Source organism: Leptospira sanjuanensis (assembly GCF_022267375.1).
Classification (GTDB): Bacteria; Spirochaetota; Leptospiria; order Leptospirales; family Leptospiraceae; genus Leptospira; species Leptospira sanjuanensis.
Map to the genome: position 1 here is coordinate 1,956,428 of NZ_JAIZBH010000001.1, position 23,307 is coordinate 1,979,734.

The 23,307-nt window shown below is 46.8% G+C and carries 15 protein-coding genes; 8 read left to right on the top strand and 7 right to left on the bottom strand.

Features of this window, described 5'->3' with window-relative positions; translation table 11 throughout:
• The first annotated feature begins 41 nt into the window (after positions 1 to 41).
• Positions 42 to 1,352 carry a glycosyltransferase gene (locus tag LFX17_RS08815; protein WP_238729923.1) on the top strand — a complete coding sequence of 437 codons (1,311 nt, stop codon included), beginning with the start codon at positions 42 to 44 and terminating at the stop codon, positions 1,350 to 1,352.
• Positions 1,353 to 1,524: 172 nt separating this feature from the next.
• Here the strand turns inward: LFX17_RS08815 and LFX17_RS08820 are convergent, their stop codons facing one another.
• Both LFX17_RS08820 and LFX17_RS08825 read right to left on the bottom strand, forming a co-directional pair.
• Positions 1,525 to 2,586, bottom strand: coding sequence for a glycosyltransferase family 9 protein (locus LFX17_RS08820; RefSeq protein WP_238729924.1), 1,062 nt, complete (start codon positions 2,584 to 2,586; stop codon positions 1,525 to 1,527).
• Entirely contained in the window at positions 2,583 to 3,185 is a 603-nt protein-coding gene (locus tag LFX17_RS08825) for a DUF4254 domain-containing protein (RefSeq protein ID WP_238746154.1), read from the bottom strand. Before LFX17_RS08825 ends, LFX17_RS08820 begins: the two co-directional genes overlap by 4 nt.
• Before the next feature lie 128 nt (positions 3,186 to 3,313).
• Here LFX17_RS08825 and LFX17_RS08830 point away from each other — a divergent pair, with 128 nt between their 5' ends.
• Complete coding sequence (locus LFX17_RS08830) at positions 3,314 to 5,086, top strand: patatin-like phospholipase family protein (RefSeq protein ID WP_238729926.1); 1,773 nt, start codon at positions 3,314 to 3,316, stop codon at positions 5,084 to 5,086.
• Here the strand turns inward: LFX17_RS08830 and LFX17_RS08835 are convergent.
• The 5 genes from LFX17_RS08835 to LFX17_RS08855 form a co-directional block, all read right to left on the bottom strand.
• Entirely contained in the window at positions 5,069 to 5,707 is a 639-nt protein-coding gene (locus LFX17_RS08835; protein ID WP_238746157.1) for a nucleoside phosphorylase-I family protein, read from the bottom strand. The genes LFX17_RS08830 and LFX17_RS08835 overlap by 18 nt on opposite strands.
• Complete coding sequence (locus LFX17_RS08840) at positions 5,697 to 7,634, bottom strand: long-chain fatty acid--CoA ligase (protein WP_238746159.1); 1,938 nt, start codon at positions 7,632 to 7,634, stop codon at positions 5,697 to 5,699. The genes LFX17_RS08835 and LFX17_RS08840 overlap by 11 nt, the downstream gene beginning before the upstream one ends.
• A gap of 5 nt (positions 7,635 to 7,639) precedes the next feature.
• Positions 7,640 to 8,656, bottom strand: a complete 1,017-nt coding sequence (gene argC, locus LFX17_RS08845) for an N-acetyl-gamma-glutamyl-phosphate reductase (protein ID WP_238746167.1) — start codon at positions 8,654 to 8,656, stop codon at positions 7,640 to 7,642.
• A 114-nt stretch (positions 8,657 to 8,770) separates the two neighbouring features.
• Positions 8,771 to 9,871, bottom strand: coding sequence for a recombinase RecA (gene recA / locus LFX17_RS08850; RefSeq protein ID WP_238729930.1), 1,101 nt, complete (start codon positions 9,869 to 9,871; stop codon positions 8,771 to 8,773).
• 219 nt (positions 9,872 to 10,090) lie between these two features.
• Positions 10,091 to 10,915 carry a hypothetical protein gene (locus tag LFX17_RS08855; RefSeq protein WP_238746169.1) on the bottom strand — a complete coding sequence of 275 codons (825 nt, stop codon included), beginning with the start codon at positions 10,913 to 10,915 and terminating at the stop codon, positions 10,091 to 10,093.
• A gap of 190 nt (positions 10,916 to 11,105) precedes the next feature.
• Between LFX17_RS08855 and LFX17_RS08860 the strand changes: the two genes are divergently transcribed.
• The 6 genes from LFX17_RS08860 (at position 11,106) to pbpC (ending at position 23,256) form a co-directional block, all read left to right on the top strand.
• Complete coding sequence (locus LFX17_RS08860; protein WP_238746172.1) at positions 11,106 to 11,495, top strand: HIT family protein; 390 nt, start codon at positions 11,106 to 11,108, stop codon at positions 11,493 to 11,495.
• A 37-nt stretch (positions 11,496 to 11,532) separates the two neighbouring features.
• Complete coding sequence (locus tag LFX17_RS08865; protein WP_238729933.1) at positions 11,533 to 11,910, top strand: LIC11742 family lipoprotein; 378 nt, start codon at positions 11,533 to 11,535, stop codon at positions 11,908 to 11,910.
• Between the two features lie 46 nt (positions 11,911 to 11,956).
• A complete protein-coding gene (locus LFX17_RS08870; RefSeq protein WP_238746174.1) occupies positions 11,957 to 13,342 on the top strand; it encodes a TldD/PmbA family protein in 1,386 nt (461 codons plus the stop codon).
• Positions 13,339 to 14,673 (top strand): TldD/PmbA family protein, encoded by a 1,335-nt coding sequence (locus LFX17_RS08875; RefSeq protein ID WP_238746176.1) that lies wholly within the window; start codon positions 13,339 to 13,341, stop codon positions 14,671 to 14,673. The genes LFX17_RS08870 and LFX17_RS08875 overlap by 4 nt, the downstream gene beginning before the upstream one ends.
• A gap of 366 nt (positions 14,674 to 15,039) precedes the next feature.
• Positions 15,040 to 20,697, top strand: a complete 5,658-nt coding sequence (locus LFX17_RS08880) for an alpha-2-macroglobulin family protein (protein ID WP_406600700.1) — start codon at positions 15,040 to 15,042, stop codon at positions 20,695 to 20,697.
• A 495-nt stretch (positions 20,698 to 21,192) separates the two neighbouring features.
• Positions 21,193 to 23,256 carry a penicillin-binding protein 1C gene (gene pbpC, locus LFX17_RS08885; protein ID WP_238731561.1) on the top strand — a complete coding sequence of 688 codons (2,064 nt, stop codon included), beginning with the start codon at positions 21,193 to 21,195 and terminating at the stop codon, positions 23,254 to 23,256.
• Positions 23,257 to 23,307 lie beyond the last annotated feature (51 nt).

The window sequence follows — 23,307 nt, forward strand, 5'->3', positions numbered from 1 at the left end:
ACGGATGATTCCGGGTTCGTCCTTGACTTAGGAGATCTTTGATGAGAATTCTTTATTTTTCCGATACCTTTCTTCCTAAGGTGGACGGAGTCGCGATTTCCATGAAAAACTTTGCAGAACTTCTGGCAAAGCGGGGACATACGTTCATGATCTGTTGCCCTCGTTACGGAGAAGGCGACTTTGACCGGATCGGAGATTCGATTCACATCGAACGATTCAGAAGCGGTTATCTGCCGAGTTATCCGGACATCAAGGTGGTTCTTCCGTCTCCGAGCAAAATCAAACGAATCATCAAGGAGTTCGAACCCGATCTCGTTCACATTCACACTCCGGGTTTGTTGGGGCTTTACGGAATCAATGCAACCGAGAAATACGGAATTCCCACGATCGGAACGTATCACACGTTGATGTCCGAGCAGGACATGTATCTTTCGTTTTACAGATTGCTAAAACTCGATAAACTTTTTTTAAAAGCGAGCAAATCCGAAAAAAAACTCAAGATGAAGGATTTGAGTAAAATCGAAAAATTCGATAAGTTCAACATCCGCAAAAAAATCATTCTCAAAATTTCAAACAACATTTATGAACGATGCGATCTCATCATTTCTCCTTCTCATCTGATCGAAAAACAACTCCGCGAGTTCGGTTTAAAAACGAAGATCGCGGTGATTTCGAACGGTTTGGATCTTACGAGTTTTAAAGGAACGATCAAACAATTGAACGCCGCGCCGAAACTTCTTCATGTGGGAAGAATTTCCTACGAGAAGAATTGCGACGTGATTCTCAACGCGTTCAAATTGATTCACGACGAAATTCCCGATGCGACACTCACAATCATCGGAGACGGACCGGCTCTTCCTTCCTTGAAAGTGCAGGCTCAGAATTTGGGAGTGGAAAACGCGGTTACTTTTACGGGCTTTATCAAACGGGAACAACTTCCGGAAGAATATCCGAAATACGATCTGTTCTTGACCGCATCTACGATGGAAACGCAAGGACTTGTCATCTTAGAATCGGTCGCCTGCGGACTTCCCGCGGTCGGAGTGGATTCGTTCGCGATTCCCGAATTGATCCATGACGGAAAGAACGGATACATCGCAAAACCGTTCGACGTAAAAGGAATCGCCGAAAAGGCCGTCGCGATTTTGAAAGATCCGGAATTGTACGAACGTTTTTCCAAAGAATCCCTTAAGATTTCCAAAGGACACGAGATGAACGCTTGTGTGGATAAGATGGAAGAGGTTTATAAAACCGTGGCGAGCGTGAAGAACAAAAAGAAAAGAAACACGTTGATCAATATGCTCTTTTCTCTTCCTGATCCTTTGGATCAATTCTTACGGTATTTCGAATAAACGATATTGTGAAAAACGCGCAATCGAATCTGACATTCTTCGTCGAAAGAAGTCAAGAGAATTGATTCCCTTTTACGGGAAGAAGATCAGTTCCTGTTTCGCGGCCTGAACGAAATCGTAAAATGAATCCTTTTAACGATCTCGTTGCCGTCGGTCGTAAACAGAGAACGTATCAAAAGAGGGTGTTGATATTGTAAACGACCCGAATGCGTTTGATTACGTCTTCGGGTTGAATCCATTCCATACAAGCGAAGTCTTTCCGATAACAGGTCGTGTTTCCGTAGATACTGCAAGGTCTGCAAGGTAAATTATCGATTTGTAATACTCCGGAATCTTCCTGGCCGAACGGGGCAAAACCGGAATAAGGGTGAGTGGTCCCGTAGATTCCGATCACGGGCCTTTTTAAAAGCGCCGCGATATGAACGTTCGATGAATCCATTCCGATCATAATATCCATCCTTTCCATGATCCCGAGTTCTCCTCGGATTCCGAGCTTACCGCCCGAAACGATCTTGATGGATTCTTCCAGACCTCGGCTCCATTCTTCTAAGATTTTGGATTCTTCTTTGGAACCGAAGAGAAAAATTTTCACTCCCGGAAATTCATCCAGGAGAAGTCGGAGCAAGGATCTGCTTTTTTCGCGGGGCCATTCTTTGAGTGCGTGCCCCGCAAACGGAGCGAATCCGATCCAAAGACTTTCCTTTTTTTGAATATTCTGGGATTGGAAAAATTCCTTCGCGAACATTTTCGACTCGGGGTCCACGTTGATCCAAGGTCCCTTTCTTACGGTTGCGGGATATCCCGCGTTTTCGAAAACTTTGAGATAACGGTCCACGGTATGCGGCAGTGGATTTAAGACTTTCCGTTTTTGACGGATCTGTCTGAGTTTTTCCTTTCTTCCCTTTACGATTCGAAACACACCGATGCCGCGGATCAAAAAGAGAAAGCTGATCAATCGGGAACGAACGGAAGAATGAAGGTCGATGACTTTTTCATACGGACCGAGTTTGTTGATTTCCTTAAAAAGACGATAAAGTCCGAGAAGTCCGCGGTACCGTTTGAGGTTGAACCCCACGACGTTAACGTTCGGAATATTGTAAAAGAACGGAGCGTAATTTCCTCTGGTAACGATCGTTAGCTGGATATTCGTATATTTTGCGGCGATCGCAATGATCGCCGGCGCCATGAGTGCGACGTCTCCCATGGCCGAAAACCGCATGACTAACAGATTCATGATTTTTTAGAATACAGGGAAGGGTTCAGACTCTGATCGTTGTACATTTTCATCTGACGGTAGACTTTGTAGAACTTGTCCCCGCTCTGTAAATCTTCCAGTAGTTCATCCAAACATTGGGAAAGATCGATTCTTTGTTCGAGAAGAACGTCCAGTTTCCGTTTGCAGGTTTGGATATGATTCTCATCCACATCCTTTCTCTGGGTTTGTTCTTCCATGTGATAGATTTTGAGTTCGAGGATGCTCATCCGATCGATCAACCAAGCGGGGGTCTCGGAATTCATCCGGGCGCCCGGTTTTTTAGGGACGTTTTTGAATTGGGAAGAAATGCGATCGTCCAGGATTTCCACGAGGTCCGTGCGTTCCTGATTGAGTTTGTCGATTTGTCTTTTGAAACCGACCAATTCCTTGTCCGGGAGGTCCGGTCTGCGAATTTCGTCTTCCACGTGCCATTGGATCGTATCGATTTGATTTTTGCTATAAAGGATCGATTCGATGCTGCCTGCCGGAAACGGGTTGGGCGAAGCGGCTTCTTTTTTGTGCCAGTCAACTACGGATTGGCGAAAAACGGATACGACGGAGTTCGCTTTCAAGGTCATTGTGTATAACTTTGTGCGGTAAGCCAGAAAATCAAGAGAAAAGCATTCTAAGAAACGCGATTCAAGGAAGAGCGATTTGATAAATCCTTTACTTTCTCGTCCTATTAAAATAGAGTCACCTGCGTTTTATGGCACGAAAAATTCATCCTGAAATTCTGAAATTTCTTTCCGGGATATCCTTGTTTCAAAAATTATCACCGGCTGTTCTGACTCGGATCTACCAAAACATCGAGGAAAGGAACGTTTACAATCACGACGTAATCTACTATCGCGGTGATATATCGGATAAGCTTTTTATAGTTCGACACGGCGAGGTGATGCTTACGTTCGGAGAATCGGGAAAGGCCGTAAAGTATCTGGGAGAAGGAGAATTCTTTGCCGAAAACAGTTTGATGACACGGACGCAGCACGGCGGCTCGGCGATCGCGGTCATGGACACGTTGTTATACGTTTTGGACGGTCATTTCTTTTTAAAACTCGCGGAAAAGGAACCGGTGCTATCGGGAAACCTCATTCGGTTGATGAGCAATCGGTTTCGGGAACATCTCGAACCTGCGGATAAACTGAGTTCTCTTCCAAGAAGAATGATCTGTCACGTTCCTCTCGAAGAAGTGCAAGGATATAAGGAAAAGTTAGACGCCATCGTAAAGATCGGAGGTTATTCTCACGAAGGAAAGATGACCCTGGTTCCGATGGAATCCTTCGAGAAAAACAGCGTTCAAGATGCGATCCGAAAACTCTCCCAATTGCGAACCCAGTTTCCGGTCATTCATTTATACTTTCAGCATCCCGGCTTAAAACCGGAACTCGATAAACTTCTGCTTCAAGCCGATCAGATCGTATTCTGGGAAGACAACCCGGAACGAAATCAAAAGAAGAAAACCGAAATCATCACATACTTCCGATCCAGAATCCGCAACTTCGCGGGAAGGACGATCCGTTACGTGGATTCGGTCAATACGATCCGACCGGAAGACAGCGTAAAACACCAGAAAATCTTTCATAAGGAAGAAACCTTCTCGCGTTATCTCGTTTCTAGAACGAGGGGACTTGCGTTAGGCGGAGGAGGCGCAAGAGCGCTTGCGCATGTGGGACTTTTACGAGTATTAGAAAGAGAGAATATAAAAGTGGACGTGGTTTCCGGCGCTTCGTTCGGAGCGGTCATCGCCGCTTTGTATGCGAGAGGGGAAAATACGGATACGATCCACAAGATGATCTATAAATTCTTCGGCGGAATCGACAAACCTTTCGATCCTACGGTCCCTCTGGTATCGTTCTTCAAAGGAAAGAAGATGAACCGTATGCTCAAAGATGCGTTCGGTTCCGCATTGATCGAGGACTTGAAAATTCCTTTCGTAACTTCCGCGGTGGATCTTCACAGCGGCGAGGAATATGTGATGGATCGAGGCCCGGTTTGGGAGGCGCTCGCCGCAGCGATGAGTTTGCCGGGAATGTTTCCGCCGGTTTTTCACGGGGATCATCTGCTTGTCGACGGAGGAGTGATCAACAATGTTCCCGAAAATTTAATCCGACAAAGAGGAGCGGATGTCATCCTCTCCGCGAACGTTTCTCCGTTACGGGACGAGGCGATCGTGAGACTTCTCGAAGACAGAAAGATCACGGGAAAATCCTTCTTTAAAAATCTCTGGGAAGACTTAAAGTATCCGCCGATCCTCAAGATCATGGGAAGAGCGATCACTCTGGAAGGAAGGGAGATCACGAAGCTCCGAAAGGACAAGATGGATCTGTTTATCAATCTTCATATCGAAGAGTTTTCGTTCTTTGATTTTAATAAGTTCAGAGAGATCATCCGCAAAGGAGAAGAGGAGGCGGAGGCGCATTTGGAAGAGATCTACGAACTTTTTTATCCGGGTAAAAAATTCTCAAAGAAGAAACGATAAAAGAAATTCCTGAAGTTTCGCGGATTCTCGTTTGTAATTCGATCTCCATTCTAAACTTCCGTCCGGTCCAACCGTGTTCGTGAGTGCAAAGAATGAATACAACGGAATTCGAAAGTCCTTACAAACTCTTGCAAGACCGAAACACTCCATATTCTCGAATCCGAGGTCGTTTTCACGCAGATATTCCAATGCCTTTCCGGAAACGGTTTCGATCGTGACGGAACCGGTAGCGTTGGTTTTGGAAATCAAAACCTCGTTGATTGTCGGAAATTCGAACGAATGTGGGAACTCATACGCATCGGGAACGATTTCAGGAATCCGAATTCTCCTTTCGATTTTACCGAGTTCTTGATGTTCGATCTGAAATGAAAAACCGAACCGGTTCTTCCAAAAACTCGGATGCAGCCAAGGATAAACTCCCGCAGAACCCACAAACAAAACTTGAGAAGGTAAGGCCAATCCCTTGCTCTGATGTTCGAGAAGAAATCTTTGCAGACGCAGAGCGGCTTCCAAATTTCCGATGCCGCAGAGAAGAGTCTGAAACTTTCCGGATTTCGCGAACTGATCGAGTTCTTCGGAAATCGCCGAACAGATCAACGTTTTGGAAGGATCAATCTTCATCGTTTTCGTACATGGCTTGGATCACGTTGTGATACAGCGAAAAGACTACGTTTCGTTTGAGTTTCATCGTTTCGGTCATTTCTTTTCCCTTTTCAAATTCTTTGGGAAGAATGTGGACGTGTGCGATTTTCTCGAAGGATTTGAAACCGGCTCGTGTGGAAATCTTATCCTTTACGATATTTTTAAAGAATGCACTGACTTCTTTGGAGGAATTCCATTCGGCCGGATCTTTCGGAATGCTCTTTCCTTGCGACTTGAATTGTTCCTGAACGAGATCGTAAAAGGGAACGATCAAAACTCCGAGGTTCTTCCGATCCTGGCCTACAACGATGACTTGATTGATGAATTCCGATTCGGCGAGTTTGGCTTCAATCGGAGCCGGTTCCAAGTTTTCACCTCCGGAAAGAACAATCGTATCCTTGGCTCTTCCCGCAAATTTCAATTCTCCCGTATGCGTCCACGTGAGAATGTCGCCCGAGTCGAGCCAACCGTCTTGCAGAGCTTTGGCGGTTTTTTCCGCTTCTTTGTAATAGCCGACGGTGACATGCGGACCTTTGTGCCAAGCGACTCCTTTTTCACCGGGCGTCGTTACGATCTTGCCGTCTTCTCCGACGAGTTTGATCGCGGTTCCGGGTAACGGTGCGCCGATGGCCCCGTTTTTCGGAAGAGGAAATTCTCCGATGGCTCCGATCCCGGTCGTTTCGGTCATTCCGTAGGTTTCGATGATCGGAATTCCGGCGCAACGAAAGAAAAATTGAATGTGCGGAGGCATCGCGCCCGCGCCGCATAACGCGAAACGCATTTTTCCCCCGAAGAGGTCCCGAACTCTCTGGAGAATTTTATAAGAAAGAAGTTTCAGCGGATACAAGGAAAAAAGAAGAATGCCGGCAACAAATCGGTCCATAACTTTCTGATTCGGATTTTCCGCTTCGGTGGTCGCGTACGAATCTCGGATCGTGTCCTGCAAACTTGTAGTAATCGCCGCCATCCGCACGGCAAAGTGAAAGAGTTGCTGCCTAAGAGGAGGGGCCTTGCGAACCGTGTCGTGAATTCGTTTGTAAAGACCTTCCCAAAGTCTTGGAACCGAAACAAGAACGGTCGGTTTTACTTTTTGCATATCGGCGGGAATCGTCGGCACGGAAGAGCAAGCCATCGAAGCGCCCCACGCGATCAATGTTGTTTCGAGAAGTCGTTCCGCGATATGCCAAGGAGGGAGAAAGACAATCGTTCTGTCGTTGTAAGAACCGGGCACGAATTCCTGAAGCTGATGAATTCCCCAGGTAAAACTTCTATGATTGAGCATCACACCTTTGGGTGCGCCCGTTGTTCCCGAAGTATAGATGATCGTTGCAAGATCTTTTCCGTTTAAAACCTCTCCTCTTTGATCGTAGGCTTTATCTCCTTTTTTGATGCGGATTTTTTCTCCTTCCAAAAGAGCGTCTTCCAGGAAGATGAATTTCACCCCGGAAAGTTGCGTGCGTGCGGATTCCAAATCCTTCCACTTTACGGGAGGATCGATAAGAAGAAGCGTCTTTACGTTCGCGAGGCTGGATTTGTCTTCGAGAAGTTTTTTGAGAACCTTTTCGTTTTCCAAAAAGAGAATTTTCGCTTCCGAATGTTCGAGAATGTATTTCAGATCGTCGATGGTCGCGTCGCATCCTCGCGGAACGTCCACGCAGCCGATCGTAACCAAAGAGAGAGAACAAAGAGACCATTCGTAACGGTTGTCGCAGATCAGTCCAGCGGTGTTTCCCCGTTGCATTCCGAGTTCTATCAAAAAGGAGGAAAGGTTTTTTAGATTCTCATGCCAATCCTTGTAGGAGATCCCGCGGAAATCGCCGGATTCTTCCCGAATCCAATACATAGGCCGATCCGCATACACGGAAGCGACGTCTCTCAAAAGATGATAGAGGCTCGTTTTTTCCATACGATTTAGGGGAGAAGTCCCAGAGTTTCTTTGGTTCCGGTCATGAGATTGATGTTTTGCAGGGCTTGTCCCGCCGCGCCCTTAACGAGATTGTCCAGAGCGGAAACGACGACTAACGTGTTTCCTCTTCTTCGAACGGAAATGTCCAGGAAGTTTGTGTGCTGGATTTTTTTGAGTTCGATTTCTTCCGGGGTTTTCAGAATCCGAATAAACGGTTCGTTTGCGGAAGAAATTTGAATCGTCGTCATCGGGTCCACGCTCGGTTCGCCATCCAATTCCAAAACGATCGTGGAAAGAATTCCCCTGTAAACGGGAAGTAAATGCGGCGTAAAGATGATTTCGGGTGCGGGAAGCCCCGAGTTTGCATAGATGTATTCCTGGATTTCCGGTTCGTGTTGGTGGGAAAGAACCTTATACGCGCGAAAGTTTTCGTATACGCCCGTGTAAGAAAACCCTGCGTCTTCCGTTCTCCCGCCCGCTCCGGAAACACCGGACTTGGAATCGGCTACGATCCTTGGTTTGAGATTTCTTCTGAGTTCGTTTAACAAAAATACGGGAAGGATCACCGAGGTGGAAAAACATCCCGGATTGGAAACGAAGTCGGCGTTTTTCAGTTTGTCCCGGAAGATTTCCGGAATTCCGAAGACGGCCTTATCCACGTACGAGAATTTTGTGTGTTTTAATTTATAAGCCTTTTCTAATATTTCCTGATCGTGAAGTCTATAAACTCCGGAAAGATCGATGACCTTATGACCTGCGTCCAAAAACTTCGGGGCGGATTCTACGGAAACTTCATTGGGAACGGCTAGGACGACCAGAGACTGGGAAGGAACCGTGTCCTCGTGTTTGCGGAACGTGAGATTTTTGGGAAACGGAATTTCGGGAAACACTTCTGCAAGAGTTTTACCTGCGAGTTTATCGCTCGTGATATGCACGACCTCGTGTGTCGATTGATGGGAAAGTAGAGAAAGTAGTTCCTTACCGGTTAAACCGCCCGCTCCTAAAATGCTGATCTCTGCCATAAACCTCTCTGTCTTAAGAAAGATTTTAATTCGGGGAGAATGCTGTAACTAAAAAAAACGCCGGACGATTTCTCATCCGGCGGTCAAGGGTTCCTAAAAAGAAAGCCAGTTGTGTTAGCCAGCAGCCTGCTCTAATTTTTCCTCTTTGTTCGCACGCGGTTTTTTGTCCTGCGCCAACAAAGGCAGACTGTTCAGATCTCTTACCATGTTTTCGATGGTAAAAGCGACATCAGGGTTATTCTTGAGGTATTCTTTTGCTGCCTCTTTTCCTTGCCCGATCTTTTCCGTATTATAAGAATACCAGGCTCCTGCTTTACTGATAATATCATGTTTTACCCCGAGGTCAACCAGAGAACCTTCGCGGCTGATCCCCGCATTGAAGATTATGTCAAATTCCGCCTGTTTAAACGGCGGCGCGCACTTGTTTTTGACAACTTTGACACGAACTCGGTTTCCGACGGATTCCTCTTTTTCCTTGATCGTTTCTATCTTACGGATGTCCAGACGAACCGAGCAATAGAATTTGAGGGCGTTTCCGCCTGTGGTCGTTTCCGGAGAACCGAACATCACACCGATTTTCATTCGGATCTGGTTGATGAAGATCACCACGGTTTTGGATTTTGCGATGGTTCCGGTCAATTTCCGAAGCGCTTGGGACATGAGTCTTGCTTGCAAACCCATGTGAGAATCTCCCATATCCCCTTCAATTTCCGCCTTCGGAACAAGAGCAGCCACCGAGTCGATCACGATCAAATCGATTGCGTTGCTTCGAACGAGGGATTCGCAGATTTCAAGAGCTTCCTCCCCGTTGTCGGGTTGGGAAACTAAGAGTTCGTCGATGTTTACGCCTAGTTTTTTAGCGTAAGAAGGATCTAACGCGTGTTCCGCGTCGATAAACGCCGCGACCCCGCCCCGTTTTTGCGCTTCCGCAATCGCCGAGAGAGTAAGGGTGGTTTTTCCGGAAGATTCAGGTCCGTAGATTTCCACGATTCTGCCGATCGGATAACCTCCGATGCCCAGAGCGATGTCCAAATCCAAGGAACCGGAAGGGATCACTTGAACGGTTTGTTTTGCAGCGTCCGATCCTAATTTCATGATCGCGCCTTTTCCAAATTGTTTTTCAATTTGGCTCATCGCTTGTTCGATCGCCAACTTCTTGGAATCGTCTACGTTCTGTGCTTCTTCTTTGCTTTTTTTCATAATGCCTTCTCCCATTGTTTCTGCCTCCTTCCTTTCGGTTCTTGGCAGCGGCGCCGCGTCGCATCAACGGCTAACTTTTTTCAGTATAGATCCCAGTCCGGACAAAAATAAGATCTTTGGACTTAAAAAACGAACCTGTTTTGATTTTTTTTGAAAACTTGGGTTTATGTCACCCGGTTTTCTGGAAGCAAATCTAATTTATACGTAAGTATTTGTATAGCAAATTTTTGAGTATTATTGGGAAAGGATCGATTTTTTTTCTTGGTCCAGGGTCTTCTGCGCCTGAACGGCTCTGCGAAGAGTTTCCTTGTTTCGTAGCAGAAAGCTTCTGAAAAAGAAAATCGTGACAGCAAACGCTCCGATCACAAGAAGAAATCCCAAAGTCCATCGAAGCCAAAAAGGGATCGAGTTTTGTGATGGAAAGAAGAATAACGTGCCGTCCGCCAGGCGGATCTTTTCGCAGCCTTGGCAATTTTGGTTTTGAGCTTTGAAAAAAGAATTCAGTTCTCCGAATGAAGTTTCGGCTGGAATTTTCCATTCGGAAGATTCTTGCGAATAGAGAAGGGTTTCGTCTTCGGAAAAATAATAAAACGCGCAGGCCAGTCCCGTTTTTGAAAATTCGACGGAAGAAGTTCCGCCTTGTCTTCCGATGTAAAAATCCACGTAAGAATCTTTGATTTGAAAACTGCGAATCTGGGAAAGATTCGGAAATTCGGTTCCGAAACGCACCAAATGAAACAGAGTCGATTTTTGATTTCGAACCCGGATTCCTCCAAGATTCGGAACCGTTCTAAGTTCCGCTTTGAGAGCTTCCTTGGACGCTTGCGAAGAATTCTCCAGAGAAGAGGAAAGAATTTTTTTCAAATACGTTTCCAGTCTGGATTCTTCCTCTTTTTTCCAAGCCGGAAGGGATTCGATCAGCCAGGATTTTTCCACCGAAGCCGGATCACCTAAGAAACGTTTTAACACGACCAATCTGTGTTCGAGATCGGAGGTTTCCGCATGTATGAAAATGGGATTCCAAAGGAAAAGAAGAAGGATCAAAAACGTTCGTTTCATGCGGTGGCGGCTCAATCTTAAACAGGGCTTCCGGTCTGAAAAGAAGATTTTCTCCTATACAAGACGGGAATCTTTGAAATAATTACAGGATGTTTCAAAACCTCGATCGGATCGAATTCCAAAAATCGAGGCTCAAAAATTTGTCTCAGTTTTGGGATAAGGCAGCATAAAACGAATACAGGGTCCGAAGATGCAAGACTGTCCTCTCTGCAAATTCCATCAATCCGCGAGCGATTCCGAAATTCTCGGTCGGTTCGGTGAATTTCGCGTACGTCATTCCGAAGAAGAAAAACGACTCCAAGGATATCTTTACATAGAACCGGTTTCCCATTGGACCTCGTATCAGGATTGGAATTCGCCTGCGTATTCCGATTTCGGTAAGGCGCTTGAGTTCGCTACGGCCTGGATCTACAAAAACCATTCTCCCGTTAAAGTGTATACGGTAACGGTTTCGGAGATGGTGCCTCACATGCACTTTCATTTAATTCCTCGTTACAGCGACGAACTCAAAGGCGTGGATTATATCCGTCTTGCACTTCAGGGAAAATTACCCGAGCAAAATTATATTCGAGATTTATAATGCTTCGCTTTCAAATTTTTATAATGGGAGAATGGCTATGAAAGTTTTGAATTGGAGAAACGTTCTGCTTCTGGCGCTCGTTTCCTTGTTTTTGAGCGGTTGCATCTATCGAGATGTGAGGGTTCCCGGTATGAGCACAAACTTTACGCAATATGTGCTGAACTCGGAGGATTTTCAGATTTTGGGAACGGTCGAAACCGAAGGTGTTTATACCGCCTGGTTTATATTTTGGCTGACGGGAGAAACCGGTTACAAAGAACTGCTCGATAAGTCCAAAGCGCTTGGTGGAGACGAGATCATCAACTATCGTTTCGAGATCGAACAGACAAGCATTTTGTTTATTATTTGGAACCGTGTTAAGTGGCGGGCGACCGCGCACGCGATCAAATATCGAGAAAAAATCAAAAAGCCGTAACGTGTAACACAGACTCCGAAGGACCTTCGGAGTCTAAAAGGATAGAATGCAGACAAACAAAGCCCAACTGATATTGGAAGCGGGACTTTCCAGAAAAGCGGATTTCGTGGAAATATTCGAGGAAGAGACAAGATCTTCTTCCGTAAGTTTAAGAGATCAAAAAATAGAACAGAGTTTTGCCGGAATCGATTACGGAATCGGAATCCGGCTGATCTACGGAACCGACGTTCTCTACGCACATACCAATAACGATGAAGAGGAACATTTGATTTCTCTGATAGACCTTCTCGCCGATTCGAGAGGGGCGGCGAAAAGCGCAGGGCGGGCGCTTGTGTTGCGTGGGGATCTAAAACCGCTTTCATTTCCGGCAGCGATCAAAGATCCGCGTAAAATCGCACCCGATGAAAAATTAGAAATTCTTTATAAAGCCGATCGAACCGCAAGAGGACTTTCCTCGAGTATCGTTCAAGTCAGCGCGTCCGCGAGCGATTCCGTTTCCAGAATCGGAATCTACAACTCGGAAGGTTTGGCGCTGGAAGACCTTCGCGTTCGAAGCAGATTCAGCATCAACGTAGCCGCGGAAAAAGAAGGAGAACGTTTTGTGGCTTCGGAAAATCCGGGAGCGAGAAAGGGATTCGAATTTTTCAGTGACCTGCCTATCGAACAACTTTCGACCACGGCGGCAGAGCGCGCCTTACTCATGTTATCCGCCGGTTATATACAAGGAAAAAAAATGCCGGTCGTTATGGGCAACGGTTTCGGAGGAGTGATCTTTCACGAAGCCTGCGGACATCCGTTGGAAACCGAAGCGATCCGCAAGAAGTCTTCTCCGTTCGTGGATAAACTCGGCGAGAGAATCGGACAATCCTGTCTGACAGCGATCGACGACGGAACGATTCCGGATTCTTGGGGAAGCATTACCGTGGACGACGAAGGTTCCGCGCCTCAGAAAACCGTCCTCATCGAAAACGGAATTCTAAAAAATTATTTATCCGATCGAGTCGGCGCACAGGAAGTCGGCGTTCCCAGAACCGGAAGCGCAAGAAGGGAAAGTTATATGTACGCGCCCGTTTCTCGGATGAGAAATACGTACATCGCCGCCGGAAAGGATTCTTTCGATTCGATGTTGGCCGGAGTCGAATACGGTCTCTTCGCCAAAAAGATGGGAGGCGGTTCCGTAAATCCTTCCACGGGAGAATTCAACTTCTCCGTGGAAGAAGGATATGTGATCCGAAACGGAAAAATCGCCGAGCCGGTTCGCGGTGCGACTCTCATCGGAAAGGGAGATGAAATTCTTCCTAAGATCAGCATGGTGGGAAACGATCTGGAGCTCGCTGCGGGGATGTGCGGAGCCGCTTCCGGTTCCGTTCCCGTAACGGTCGGACAACCTTCCCTGAAAGTGGACGAGATTCTCGTGGGAGGCCGTTCATGAATCTGGACCAATCCGTCGAATTCGTGTTAGACGTTTGTAAAAAGAAGGGACTCGATCAATACGATCTCGTCGGTTCCGAATCCAAAGACGTGGGAATCGAGCTCTTCCGAAAACGAGTCAGCAACACCGAACTTTCCAATTCCAGAGGAATGGGAATCCGTTTGATTCAAAACGGAAAACCCGGTTATTCCTACAGCGAAAAATTATCGGAAGAAGCGCTGACACAGATGGTGGAAGACGCGGTTTCGCAGGCAAAGATCTCCGATCCCTTGGACATCGATCTTCCCGGACAATCGACGTTACCCGACATCAAGATCCGTTCTTACGAAGAATCCTTGGAATCTCTCGGGTTTGAATGGTTGAAATCCACGGGAGAAAAACTGGACGATCTGGCATGGTCGGTCGGGGATAAGATCGAAAACGTTCCGTATTCGTATGCAGGAAAAACCTGGAGCCGATTTATATTAGCGAATTCGAATGGACTTTTTTATAGCGAAAAATCCAATCTGGTTTCCGCGGGAGTTGCGTTAGTCGCAACCGATGGAAAGACCAAAAAAATGGGCGGCTATACCCGTTCGGGTCTGGATTTGGATCGGATTCAACCGGAATTGATCGTATCCACCGCTGCGGAACGTTCCATGGCATTGCTCGGCGCAAAACCGGTCAAAAGCGGATCGTACCCGATCGTATTTTCCAATCGGATCAGTCCCCAGATTTTCGGAATGTTTTCCTCTCCGTTTTCCGCGGACAGCGTACAAAAAGGTCTGTCCCGTTTGGACGGAAAAGTGGGGACACAAATCGCATCACAAAATTGGAATGTGTTTTGCGATCCGCATATTTCCGATTATCCCGGTTCCAGACTTCTCGACGCGGAAGGTGTTTTGACCCGGAAAAAGTGCGTGATCGAAAACGGAGTTCTTCGGACGTATCTCTACAATTTGGAATCCGCAAAGAAGGCGGGTGTCGCTCCTACGGGAAACGCGGTGCGTTCGTACGGCGGTAGAGTCGGTACTTCGTTTAACAATTACGTTGTACCGAAAGGGGATAAAACGCTGGAAGAATTGCTCTCCGCGTATCCGGAATGTATCTATGTGTTAAAGTTAGAAGGCGGTTCCGGTTGTAGCGCGGTTTCGGGAGAGATTTCGATCGGAGTGCAGGGGATCTATTACAAAAACGGAAAGCCGGTTCATCCGGTGGATAGCATAACGATGAATCTAAACTTCTTCGATCTTCTTTTTCGAATCGAAGGGATTTCAAACGAGTACAACGATTCCTATTCGTCCATCAAGATTCCGGATGTTTTGATTCGAGAAGCGAGTATTGCGGGTTAAGATGAAGTCGGATTTCGACTTCATCTTCGTTGTGCGGAAAGGTTTCGATATTGCTTTTTATAGACGAGTGTCTGAGTTGTATTTTAGTAACGCTCGTTGACGCATTGTAAAGAAGCAACGAGAAACTCGATCGGCTCTTCTGCACGCTCTTGGAAATGTTTCGGTGACTTTTCGACGATCGATTCTCGATGGGTGCCTGACTTCACAATCCGTAGCGAGCAATTTGCCGACTTTCCTGGGGGGCAATCGAGTTTTAGAACGGCGATGGACCGAAATTCATTTTTGCTTGCGTAAGTTTCTATCATAAGGTTTTCTTTCCGAATCATAGTGCTGATTCGGAGAAATCATTTGCGATCCTTTGGAAAAATTTTAAGTAAACAATTTATTTTCTGTGTTGCGTTTTTTATCTTCGCTGCGGCAAATCTTGACGCACAAGTACGGATCGAATTCGGTCCCACGGGAGAAGTCAAAAAACCTTCTCAGATTCGCGCCCGTTTTTCCGAATCGATGATCCCTTTGGGAAATCCTAAATTCTCTTTGTATCCTTTCGAAATTCGTTGCCCGATCAAGGGAACCGAACGTTGGGTGGACGATAAAAACTGGGTTCTCGAATTTCCCGAACTTCTTCCCGGCGGAGTAGAGTGCGTTTTTGAAACCAAAAAAGTGAAATCCGTTGCGGGGAATTCTCTGAATGAAGGAGAACGTTTTTCGTTTCATACCGGCGGACCCGAATTGGATTCGTCCTCTCCTTATGAAGGGGGCGTCATCGACGAGGATCAGATCTTTATCTTGGATCTGGATTCCGAAGCGGATCTTTCCTCCGCGAGCGATCATCTCTACTTTGTCACCGAAGGGATCAAGGATAAAATCGGATTCAGTAAAGTAAGTTCTTCCCAAGAAAAGGAAATCTTAAAAGCGAATTATCGGGAAGGGAAAACGGAAAAGACCATTCTCATCAAACCCGATCAGAAATTTCCGAGCGGAAAAAAAGTTTATCTTATTTTGGAACAAGGATTGAAATCCAAATCCGGCGTTCCGAGAAGTTCCACAAGAAAGGTGGAGTTCAACGTTAGACAGCCTTTCCGGGCTGAGTTTAATTGCGACCGGGTCAACGCAAAGGCCGCTTGTATTCCAACTTTACCGTTGACGTTAAACTTCAATTCTCCCGTTTCCGTCGAGGTTTTAAAAAAGATTCAGCTGCAAATGAGCGACGGGAAAACGATTCCCGCCAAGGTTTCCTCGGAAAACGGGAATTACGATTACGGTGTTAGTTTCCCGGCTCCTCTCGCGCCCAAGGCGAAGTTCCAGATCCTTCTTCCCTCCGGAGTAAAGGACGACGCAGGCCGAGTGCTTGCTAATCAATCCTCGTTCCCTTTGAGCGTTTCCACGGACGATTATCCTCCTTTGTTGAAGTTCGCTTCCACGTTCGGAATCTTGGAACGGTTTCCCGAAGCGATTCTTCCCGTAACGATCCGAAATCTGGAAGCGGAGAATCCGGTTCGCTTATATCAGGTCAAGACCAGTCCCGATACGCAGGATAAGATCAAAGAACAATTCGATAAATTGAAGGATAAGGGAAAGGATCTTTTGAACTGGGCGACCGGTAAGGACGAAAAGCAGGACCCGAATTCTTCCAAACAATTCACCGGAAGAGAAATGATTCTGGATTCCACTCAGATCGCGGAGATCGTTCAGTATCTGAAAACGATCGAACATTTGGAACATCGTTATTCGATCTTTGATTCTTCCAAAAATTCCGCGCCTACGAACGAAATCAAACTTCAGTCCAAAAACGGAAGCCGCCGTTTCGAGGTCGTGGGAATTCCTCTGAAAAAAACCGGATTTCACGTAATCGAAATGAAGTCCGATATATTAGGAAACGCTTTATTAGCAAACAATCAACCGTTTTACGTCCGCACTGCGGCTTTGGTCACAAATCTTTCTTTGCATTTTAAATGGGGAAAGGAATCCTCCCTTGCGTGGGTGACGAAACTCAACGATGCAAAACCCGTTCCGAACGCGGATATTCAGATCTTCAATTGCAAAAACGAAAAGATTTTCGTTGGAAAGACCGGACCTTCGGGAACCTTGCTCATCAAAGGAATCCCGAACCGCAAGAACGTTCCGTATTGTTCTTGGAGAGCGTATGAGAACGGACTTTTCTTAACCGCGGTGTACGAAGACGATTTTACGTTCACGCATACTCGTTGGCAAAACGGAATCGAAAACTGGAGATTTAACCTTCCCGGCGATTATGGAAACGGCGACGTAGTGTTTCATCCCATTTTGGACCGTACTTTATTCCGCGCAGGAGAAACCGTTTCGATGAAACTCGTTTCTCGAGGGAAACGTTCCTTCGGTTTCGATATTCCCGGACAAATCGAATATCCGGGCTTTGCGAAGATCGTTCATTCCGGTAGCGAAAAGGAATATTCCATTTCTCTAAAGTGGACTCCGGAAGGGACTAGTTCGCTTCAGTTTAAAATTCCGAAAGAAGCCAACCTGGGCGTTTACCGCATTTTGTTAAGCGAATTTGCGGGTAAGGATCGCGGACAAGTCGACGTGGGAGAATTTCGAGTCGAAGAATTCCGCGTTCCATTGATGAAGGCCGACTTTCAGACTTCCGGTTCGAACATCGGACCTTCCAAGATCGGACTCGCGGGAAGCGTTCGTTATCTTTCCGGCGGAGGCGCCGGAAAAATTCCTGTCTTATTGCGAACCAGAGTGATGCCCGGAGGGGGAGTTTACTTTCCGGATTATTCCGACTTTTCGTTTAGCAACGGTAAGGTGGATCAAAAATCCGATTCGGAGGAAACTACGGAGAATTCTTCCGTCGGGTTTAACAAAACGGAACTGACTCTCGACTCGAAAGGATTTTTTGAAACGAGCGTAAAGTCGATTCCAGAATCGGATACGACACAAAGGCTCGAAGCAGAACTCGAATATAGAGACCCCAACGGAGAGATTCAAAGCGCGTTCCGTTCCTTTCCGATTTATCCGTCCGAGTATCATATCGGAATCGCTCCGGAAGGATGGGCCGCGGTTCAGGACGCTGTTAAGTTTAAGGTTGCGGTATTGGATCTGAAAGGAATGCCCGTCGAAGGAAAGAAGGTGTCCGTAATCGCTTATACGAAGAAGTATTATTCGAATCGGAAACGTCTTGTGGGCGGATTTTACAGTTACGAGCACAAATATACAATCAACGAACTCGGAGAATTCTGTTCGGGTAAAACGAATTCGAAAGGACTTTTGTTTTGCAGCGGTCCGGTCAAAGCGACGGGAGAAGTGTATTTCGAAGCGTCTTTGAGCGGGGAAGACGTAAAGGCCAATTCTTCCGTTTGGATTACGGGTAAGGACGACGTTTGGTTTGCCGCGAGCGATCACGATCGTATGGATCTTCTTCCCGAAAAGAAAGAATATCAAACCGGTGAACGCGCGAAATTTCAAGTGAGAATGCCGTTCCGGGAAGCGACGGCACTCGTTACCGTGGAACGCGAAGGAATTCTCAATTCGTTTATCAAAACTCTGAGCGGAAAAGATCCGGTCATCGAAATTCCGGTGGAGAGTTCATTCGCTCCGAACGTATTCGTTTCCGTTTTGGCGGTCCGAGGAAGAGTGGATAGTCCCAAAGAAACCGCTCTCGTCGATTTAGCAAAACCTTCCTTCCGATTGGGGTTGGCTCAGATTCGAGTCGGTTGGAAACCGTATGAGGTTCCGGTTCGTGTTGAAACCGATAAGACCACGTACGGGACCAGACAAAAGGCGAAGGTGAAAATTCAGATCGATCATCCTTCCGCACAAGTGAAGAAGGACGCAAGAATCACGTTAGCCGCAGTCGATCAGGGGCTTTTGGAATTAAAACCGAACGATACCTGGGATCTGCTGCGCGCGATGATGCGCGAACGGGGAAACTCGGTAGAAACGTCGACGGCGCAGCTGCAAGTCGTGGGACGCAGGCACTTCGGATTAAAAAGTTTACCGCCGGGCGGCGGCGGGGGCGGAGCGACCACCCGGGAATTATTCGACACTCTTCTGTATTGGAAATCGGATTTAAAACCCAACGAAAACGGACTTCTGGAAGTGGAAGTTCCTCTAAACGATTCTTTGACCTCTTTCAAAATCGTTGCGATCGTACATTCTGGTAAGGATAAGTTCGGTTCCGGTTCGACACAGATTCAAACGACTCGGGACGTTCTTGTCTATCCTTCCATCGCTCCGTTTGCAAGGGAAAAGGACAACGTTCAAAGCGGTCTTTCTCTGAAAAACACGACCGAAAGAACGATTCAATTGGAAATCAGTTCCAAAACATCACCGGATCTTAAATTAGAAACGAAGAATATTCAATTGAAAGCGGGCGAGTCTTCGAACGTTCTTTGGAATCTTTCGATTCCGAGCAAAAAAGAAGAGATCGTCTATGAATTTCAAACGAAAGAAGTCGGGGGATCGTTTACGGATTCGGTTCGATTCCGTCAGAAAATCGGAGAATCGGTTCCGGTCCGTGTTTTACAATCCACATTCCGCCGTTTGGAAGACGGAACCTTAAGCGTTCCGATTCAGGAAAACCAGGAAGCGATCGAGGGAAGCGGAGAACTGGAGATCAGTTTAAAATCCTCTCTGACCGGAGGAGCGATCTTGACTTCGAGAGAATACATGAGCCGTTATCCGTATTCCTGCTTGGAACAAAAACTTTCCAAAGCGGTTTCGGCGGGTTCTCAAAAAGAATGGGATCAGATCATGGATCAACTCTCCGCGTACTTGGACGGGGACGGATTGTTGAAATTCTTTCCGATGTCCTGGTATGGAAGCGAGATCCTCACGAGTTACGTATTGATTCTCGCGTCGGAATCGGGTTATAAAATTCCGGATCAAATCCGAGATACTCTTTTGGAAGCGCTCAATCGTTACACGAAGGGATTGATTTATCGAAACGGGTATATCTCGAATACGGACTTTCTCTTGAGAAAGATCATCGTACTCGATGCGGTTTCACGGTATCAAACAATAGGAGACGACGTGATTCGTTCGGTTCAGACCGATCCGAAAATTCTTCCTTCCGATATTTTGGTCAGCTTAAGAAATATCTATTCTAGATCGACCGGATATAAATCCCAAATTTCCGCGTTAGACGTTCTTTTGAAGTCCCGTTTTAGAATCCAAGGAACTTCGTATAACTTCGTGGACGAGTCCGGTCTTTGGTGGCTCTTGTCCTCGAACGATTCCACCGTGATGCGAACGATTCTTTCCGTAGTGAAGGACGCGGGTTGGAAAGAGGATCTTCCGCGATTGATCCGCGGTGCGATCGCAAGACAATCGAAAGGCCACTGGGATATAACTCCCGCGAACACGTTCGGTATTCTCGCGTTTCAGGCATATTCCAAGCAGTTTGAAAAGGACAGCGTAGAAGGGAATACGACGATCACTTTGGAAAACAGCAAGAACACTCTGGAATGGAAGAATAAAAAAGATCCTCCAACGCTTTCGATTCCTATGCCGAGAAGCACACAAAATCTAGAGTTCGTTCAGAACGGTTCGGGAAAACCGTATGCTGTGATTCATACTAAAGCCGCGCTTCCTCTTAAGGAAAAACTCGAAAGCGGCATGAGACTGGAAAAGGAAATTTTGGATGAGTCCGGCAGCAGAAAGTCTTCGTTCAAAGAAGGGGATTTGGTTCGTGTCCGTTTGAAAATTCAGAACGAAGCGGCCCTTTCTTGGGTCGCCGTCAAAGATCCGATTCCCGCGGGGGCGAGCATTCTGGGCTCCGGTCTTGGAAACGATTCCGTAACGGGTGCGGCTCTTGCAAAGGACGACAACTGGTGGTCTTCGCCTACGTTTGTGGAACGCAAATGGGAGGGATATACCGCATACTTTGAATATTTACCGGGCGGTTCGGTGACTCTTGAGTATGTCTATAGAATCAATCATTCGGGTAAGTTTATTCTTCCTCCGAGTCGAGTGGAAGCGATGTATTTGCCCGATCAGTTTGCCGAAGTTCCGAATCCTGATCAAACGGTGACGAAGGAGTAGATCGAATATTATTACGGAAGCGGAGAGAATCGAAGATAAAAGAGATCTGTGGGGACAGGTTCTCCCTTGGAGTAAACCTTAGAGGGCAGTCTGGTCCCCGTTTCGAGCTTTTGAAAACGAAACTTATAGGGAGTCTTTTTTAGAATTTGGGTGCGTCGTGCTGCGTTGTTATCGAACGCAGCGTCACACGTCTTCCGTTTTTCCTTCTTCCGAAAGGCCGTTCCTATTCTCGCCGGATCGGAATTTTTGAATGAAGGTGGATGAGGTGCAGATTTCGTAAGAGTTCCGACTGAGAGCGAAGATTTCACTTGCAAGAATTATGATTTTATGATAGACGAAAATTTGCAGAGTCTTCCCACCACCTCACCCCTCCACCCGAACGTGGGTGGGGCGCTCGTTCTTTTACGGAAGTTTGTCGGAATTACGACAAAACACCGTAATTACTTGCAGAAAAATTCTCCTGTCGTTTTTCGGAAGATCTTCGGGAGACGAACAATCTTCGTTTTATTCATCGCTATATTCTTCTTTTGGAATGGGTTGTCCGCGAAGGAGGTACCTTCGTATCGCGAGGTTCGAAATCAGTATCACACTTCGGATGGAACGATCGTGGACATTCACGGACGATTTTTGCAAACGATTCGATGGAACGTGCAAGAACGAAAGCTCGCCTGGACGGAAGAAGGGGAAATTCCCGAAACGCTTTTGATGGCGTTATTCTTACAGGAAGACAAACGTTTCTTTGAACATACGGGCGTTGATTCGCTCGCTGTCTTGGGTGCGCTCAAGGATCGAATTCTCGGAAATTCAAAACGAGGCGCAAGCACTCTTACGATGCAGCTTTCGGGAATTTTTCTCGGCACCAAACCGGGTCGTCGAAGTCTCTATGACAAATGGGAACAGATGAATCTCGCTCGGGCAATCGAGACAACCTGGACCAAGACGGAGATTCTTACGGCTTATTTGAACCTTTCTCAATTTCGGGGAGAACTCAGAGGATTGCGAGCGGCAAGCCGAGGGCTTTTCCAGAAAGAGCCTTCCGCATTAAGCGACACGGAATCGATCCTCTTAGTTGCGATGCTTCCGTTTCCGGGCGTGAATTCTTCACTCTTGACAAAACGAAGTTGTGTTCTCGCCAAAAAAATCGGTAAAGAAGAACTCTGTCTTTCCTTGGAAAGCGTTGCTAAGACGGCAACCGGAAAAATCACCGGACTTCCTTCCACGGGTGGGATCGCGTATCACGCCGCGCAACGAATCTTTCGAGAAGAATCGAATGTATCTTCCGAGAACGGAAAGGTCAAAACGACGTTGGATTTTGATCTCCAATGGAAGATTACGGAACTTGCAAAAAACGTTCTGGACGGATTAAAAAAACAGAATGTAGCCGAAACGGGAATTCTGGTTTTAGACAATTCATCCGGCGCAGTGTTGGCCTATGTAGGCAACTTACCCGAAAGTTCTTCCTTTTATGTGGACGCGCTCGCATCGAAACGGCAAGCGGGTTCGACGCTAAAGCCTTTTTTATACGCGCTCGCATTCGAAAAGGAAGTATTGAAACCGAATTCGATCTTGGAAGACAGTCCGACGGAATGGAACGCGGTTACTGGAATTTACAGACCTTCCAATTACAGCGATGTATATCACGGAAACGTTCCTGCAAAGTATGCCTTGGCATCTTCGTTGAATATTCCCGCGATTCACGTTTTGGATCTTGTAAGCGTTGGAGGTTTCGTTCAACGATTGCAGGATCTCGGATTTAGCGGACTCAAACGCGCAGACTTTTACGGTTCTTCTCTCGCGCTGGGAAGCGCCGACGTAACCCTATTCGAATTGACGAATGCGTATCGAACCCTCGCCAACGGGGGGTTACGTTCCGAACCAACATTTTTTCCTTCGCACGCCAAACAAGCGTTACAGGAAAACGGACAGGAAGGAAATGTTTGGACGAGAGTGTATTCGCAAAACGCGGCGGATACGTTATCCGAAATTCTTTCCAATCGAGAATACCGTTCCTTGTCCTTCGGTTTAAACAACCATCTCAGTACGCGATTTTTCGCTGCGGTCAAAACCGGAACCTCTCAGGATATGAGAGATAACTGGTGTGTGGGTTATTCCAAAAAATACACGGTGGGAGTTTGGGTCGGAAACATGGACGGAAGTCCGATGTGGGACGTGAGCGGCGTTACCGGGGCGGCTCCGATCTGGAACGCGGTGATGAATCTTTTGCAGGAAAGGGATTCGCAAGGAATCCGCCCGGCCTATGAGGCGATGGAGAATTCTCCCGTTCGTCCGATAACGGAGTCCTCTTCGATCTCTAAAATTCTCGTTCCGGGAAACCAAACGATCTACGCGATCGATCCCGATATACCCGATGAAAGACAAAAGCTTCATTTCTCGGCATCGGCTTTTCCAAGCGGATCGGTTTGGATCTTGGACGGTAGAAAGATTTCGGAAGCGCAGAACAAGGACGTTTTTTGGAAACCGGAACGCGGGTTTCACATTCTTTCGATCCAAGATCGAAACGGAAAAATCATCGATAGCGTGGTTTTTGAAGTCAGATAGAGTATAGGTTTTTCTCTTGCCGCGGACGACCTCCGCGTTAGAATCAATCAG

Excerpts from the sequence above, each read along its gene's own strand:
- LFX17_RS08870 (WP_238746174.1), top strand. The coding sequence starts at position 11,957 with ATGCAGACAAACAAAGCCCAACTGATATTGGAAGCGGGACTTTCCAGA.
- LFX17_RS08840 (WP_238746159.1), bottom strand. The coding sequence starts at position 7,634 with ATGGAAAAAACGAGCCTCTATCATCTTTTGAGAGACGTCGCTTCCGTG.
- LFX17_RS08825 (WP_238746154.1), bottom strand. The coding sequence starts at position 3,185 with ATGACCTTGAAAGCGAACTCCGTCGTATCCGTTTTTCGCCAATCCGTA.
- LFX17_RS08820 (WP_238729924.1), bottom strand. The coding sequence starts at position 2,586 with ATGAATCTGTTAGTCATGCGGTTTTCGGCCATGGGAGACGTCGCACTC.
- LFX17_RS08875 (WP_238746176.1), top strand. The coding sequence starts at position 13,339 with ATGAATCTGGACCAATCCGTCGAATTCGTGTTAGACGTTTGTAAAAAG.
- LFX17_RS08860 (WP_238746172.1), top strand. The coding sequence starts at position 11,106 with ATGCAAGACTGTCCTCTCTGCAAATTCCATCAATCCGCGAGCGATTCC.
- argC (WP_238746167.1), bottom strand. The coding sequence starts at position 8,656 with ATGGCAGAGATCAGCATTTTAGGAGCGGGCGGTTTAACCGGTAAGGAA.
- recA (WP_238729930.1), bottom strand. The coding sequence starts at position 9,871 with ATGGGAGAAGGCATTATGAAAAAAAGCAAAGAAGAAGCACAGAACGTA.
- LFX17_RS08815 (WP_238729923.1), top strand. The coding sequence starts at position 42 with ATGAGAATTCTTTATTTTTCCGATACCTTTCTTCCTAAGGTGGACGGA.
- LFX17_RS08830 (WP_238729926.1), top strand. The coding sequence starts at position 3,314 with ATGGCACGAAAAATTCATCCTGAAATTCTGAAATTTCTTTCCGGGATA.
- LFX17_RS08865 (WP_238729933.1), top strand. The coding sequence starts at position 11,533 with ATGAAAGTTTTGAATTGGAGAAACGTTCTGCTTCTGGCGCTCGTTTCC.
- LFX17_RS08835 (WP_238746157.1), bottom strand. The coding sequence starts at position 5,707 with ATGAAGATTGATCCTTCCAAAACGTTGATCTGTTCGGCGATTTCCGAA.
- LFX17_RS08855 (WP_238746169.1), bottom strand. The coding sequence starts at position 10,915 with ATGAAACGAACGTTTTTGATCCTTCTTCTTTTCCTTTGGAATCCCATT.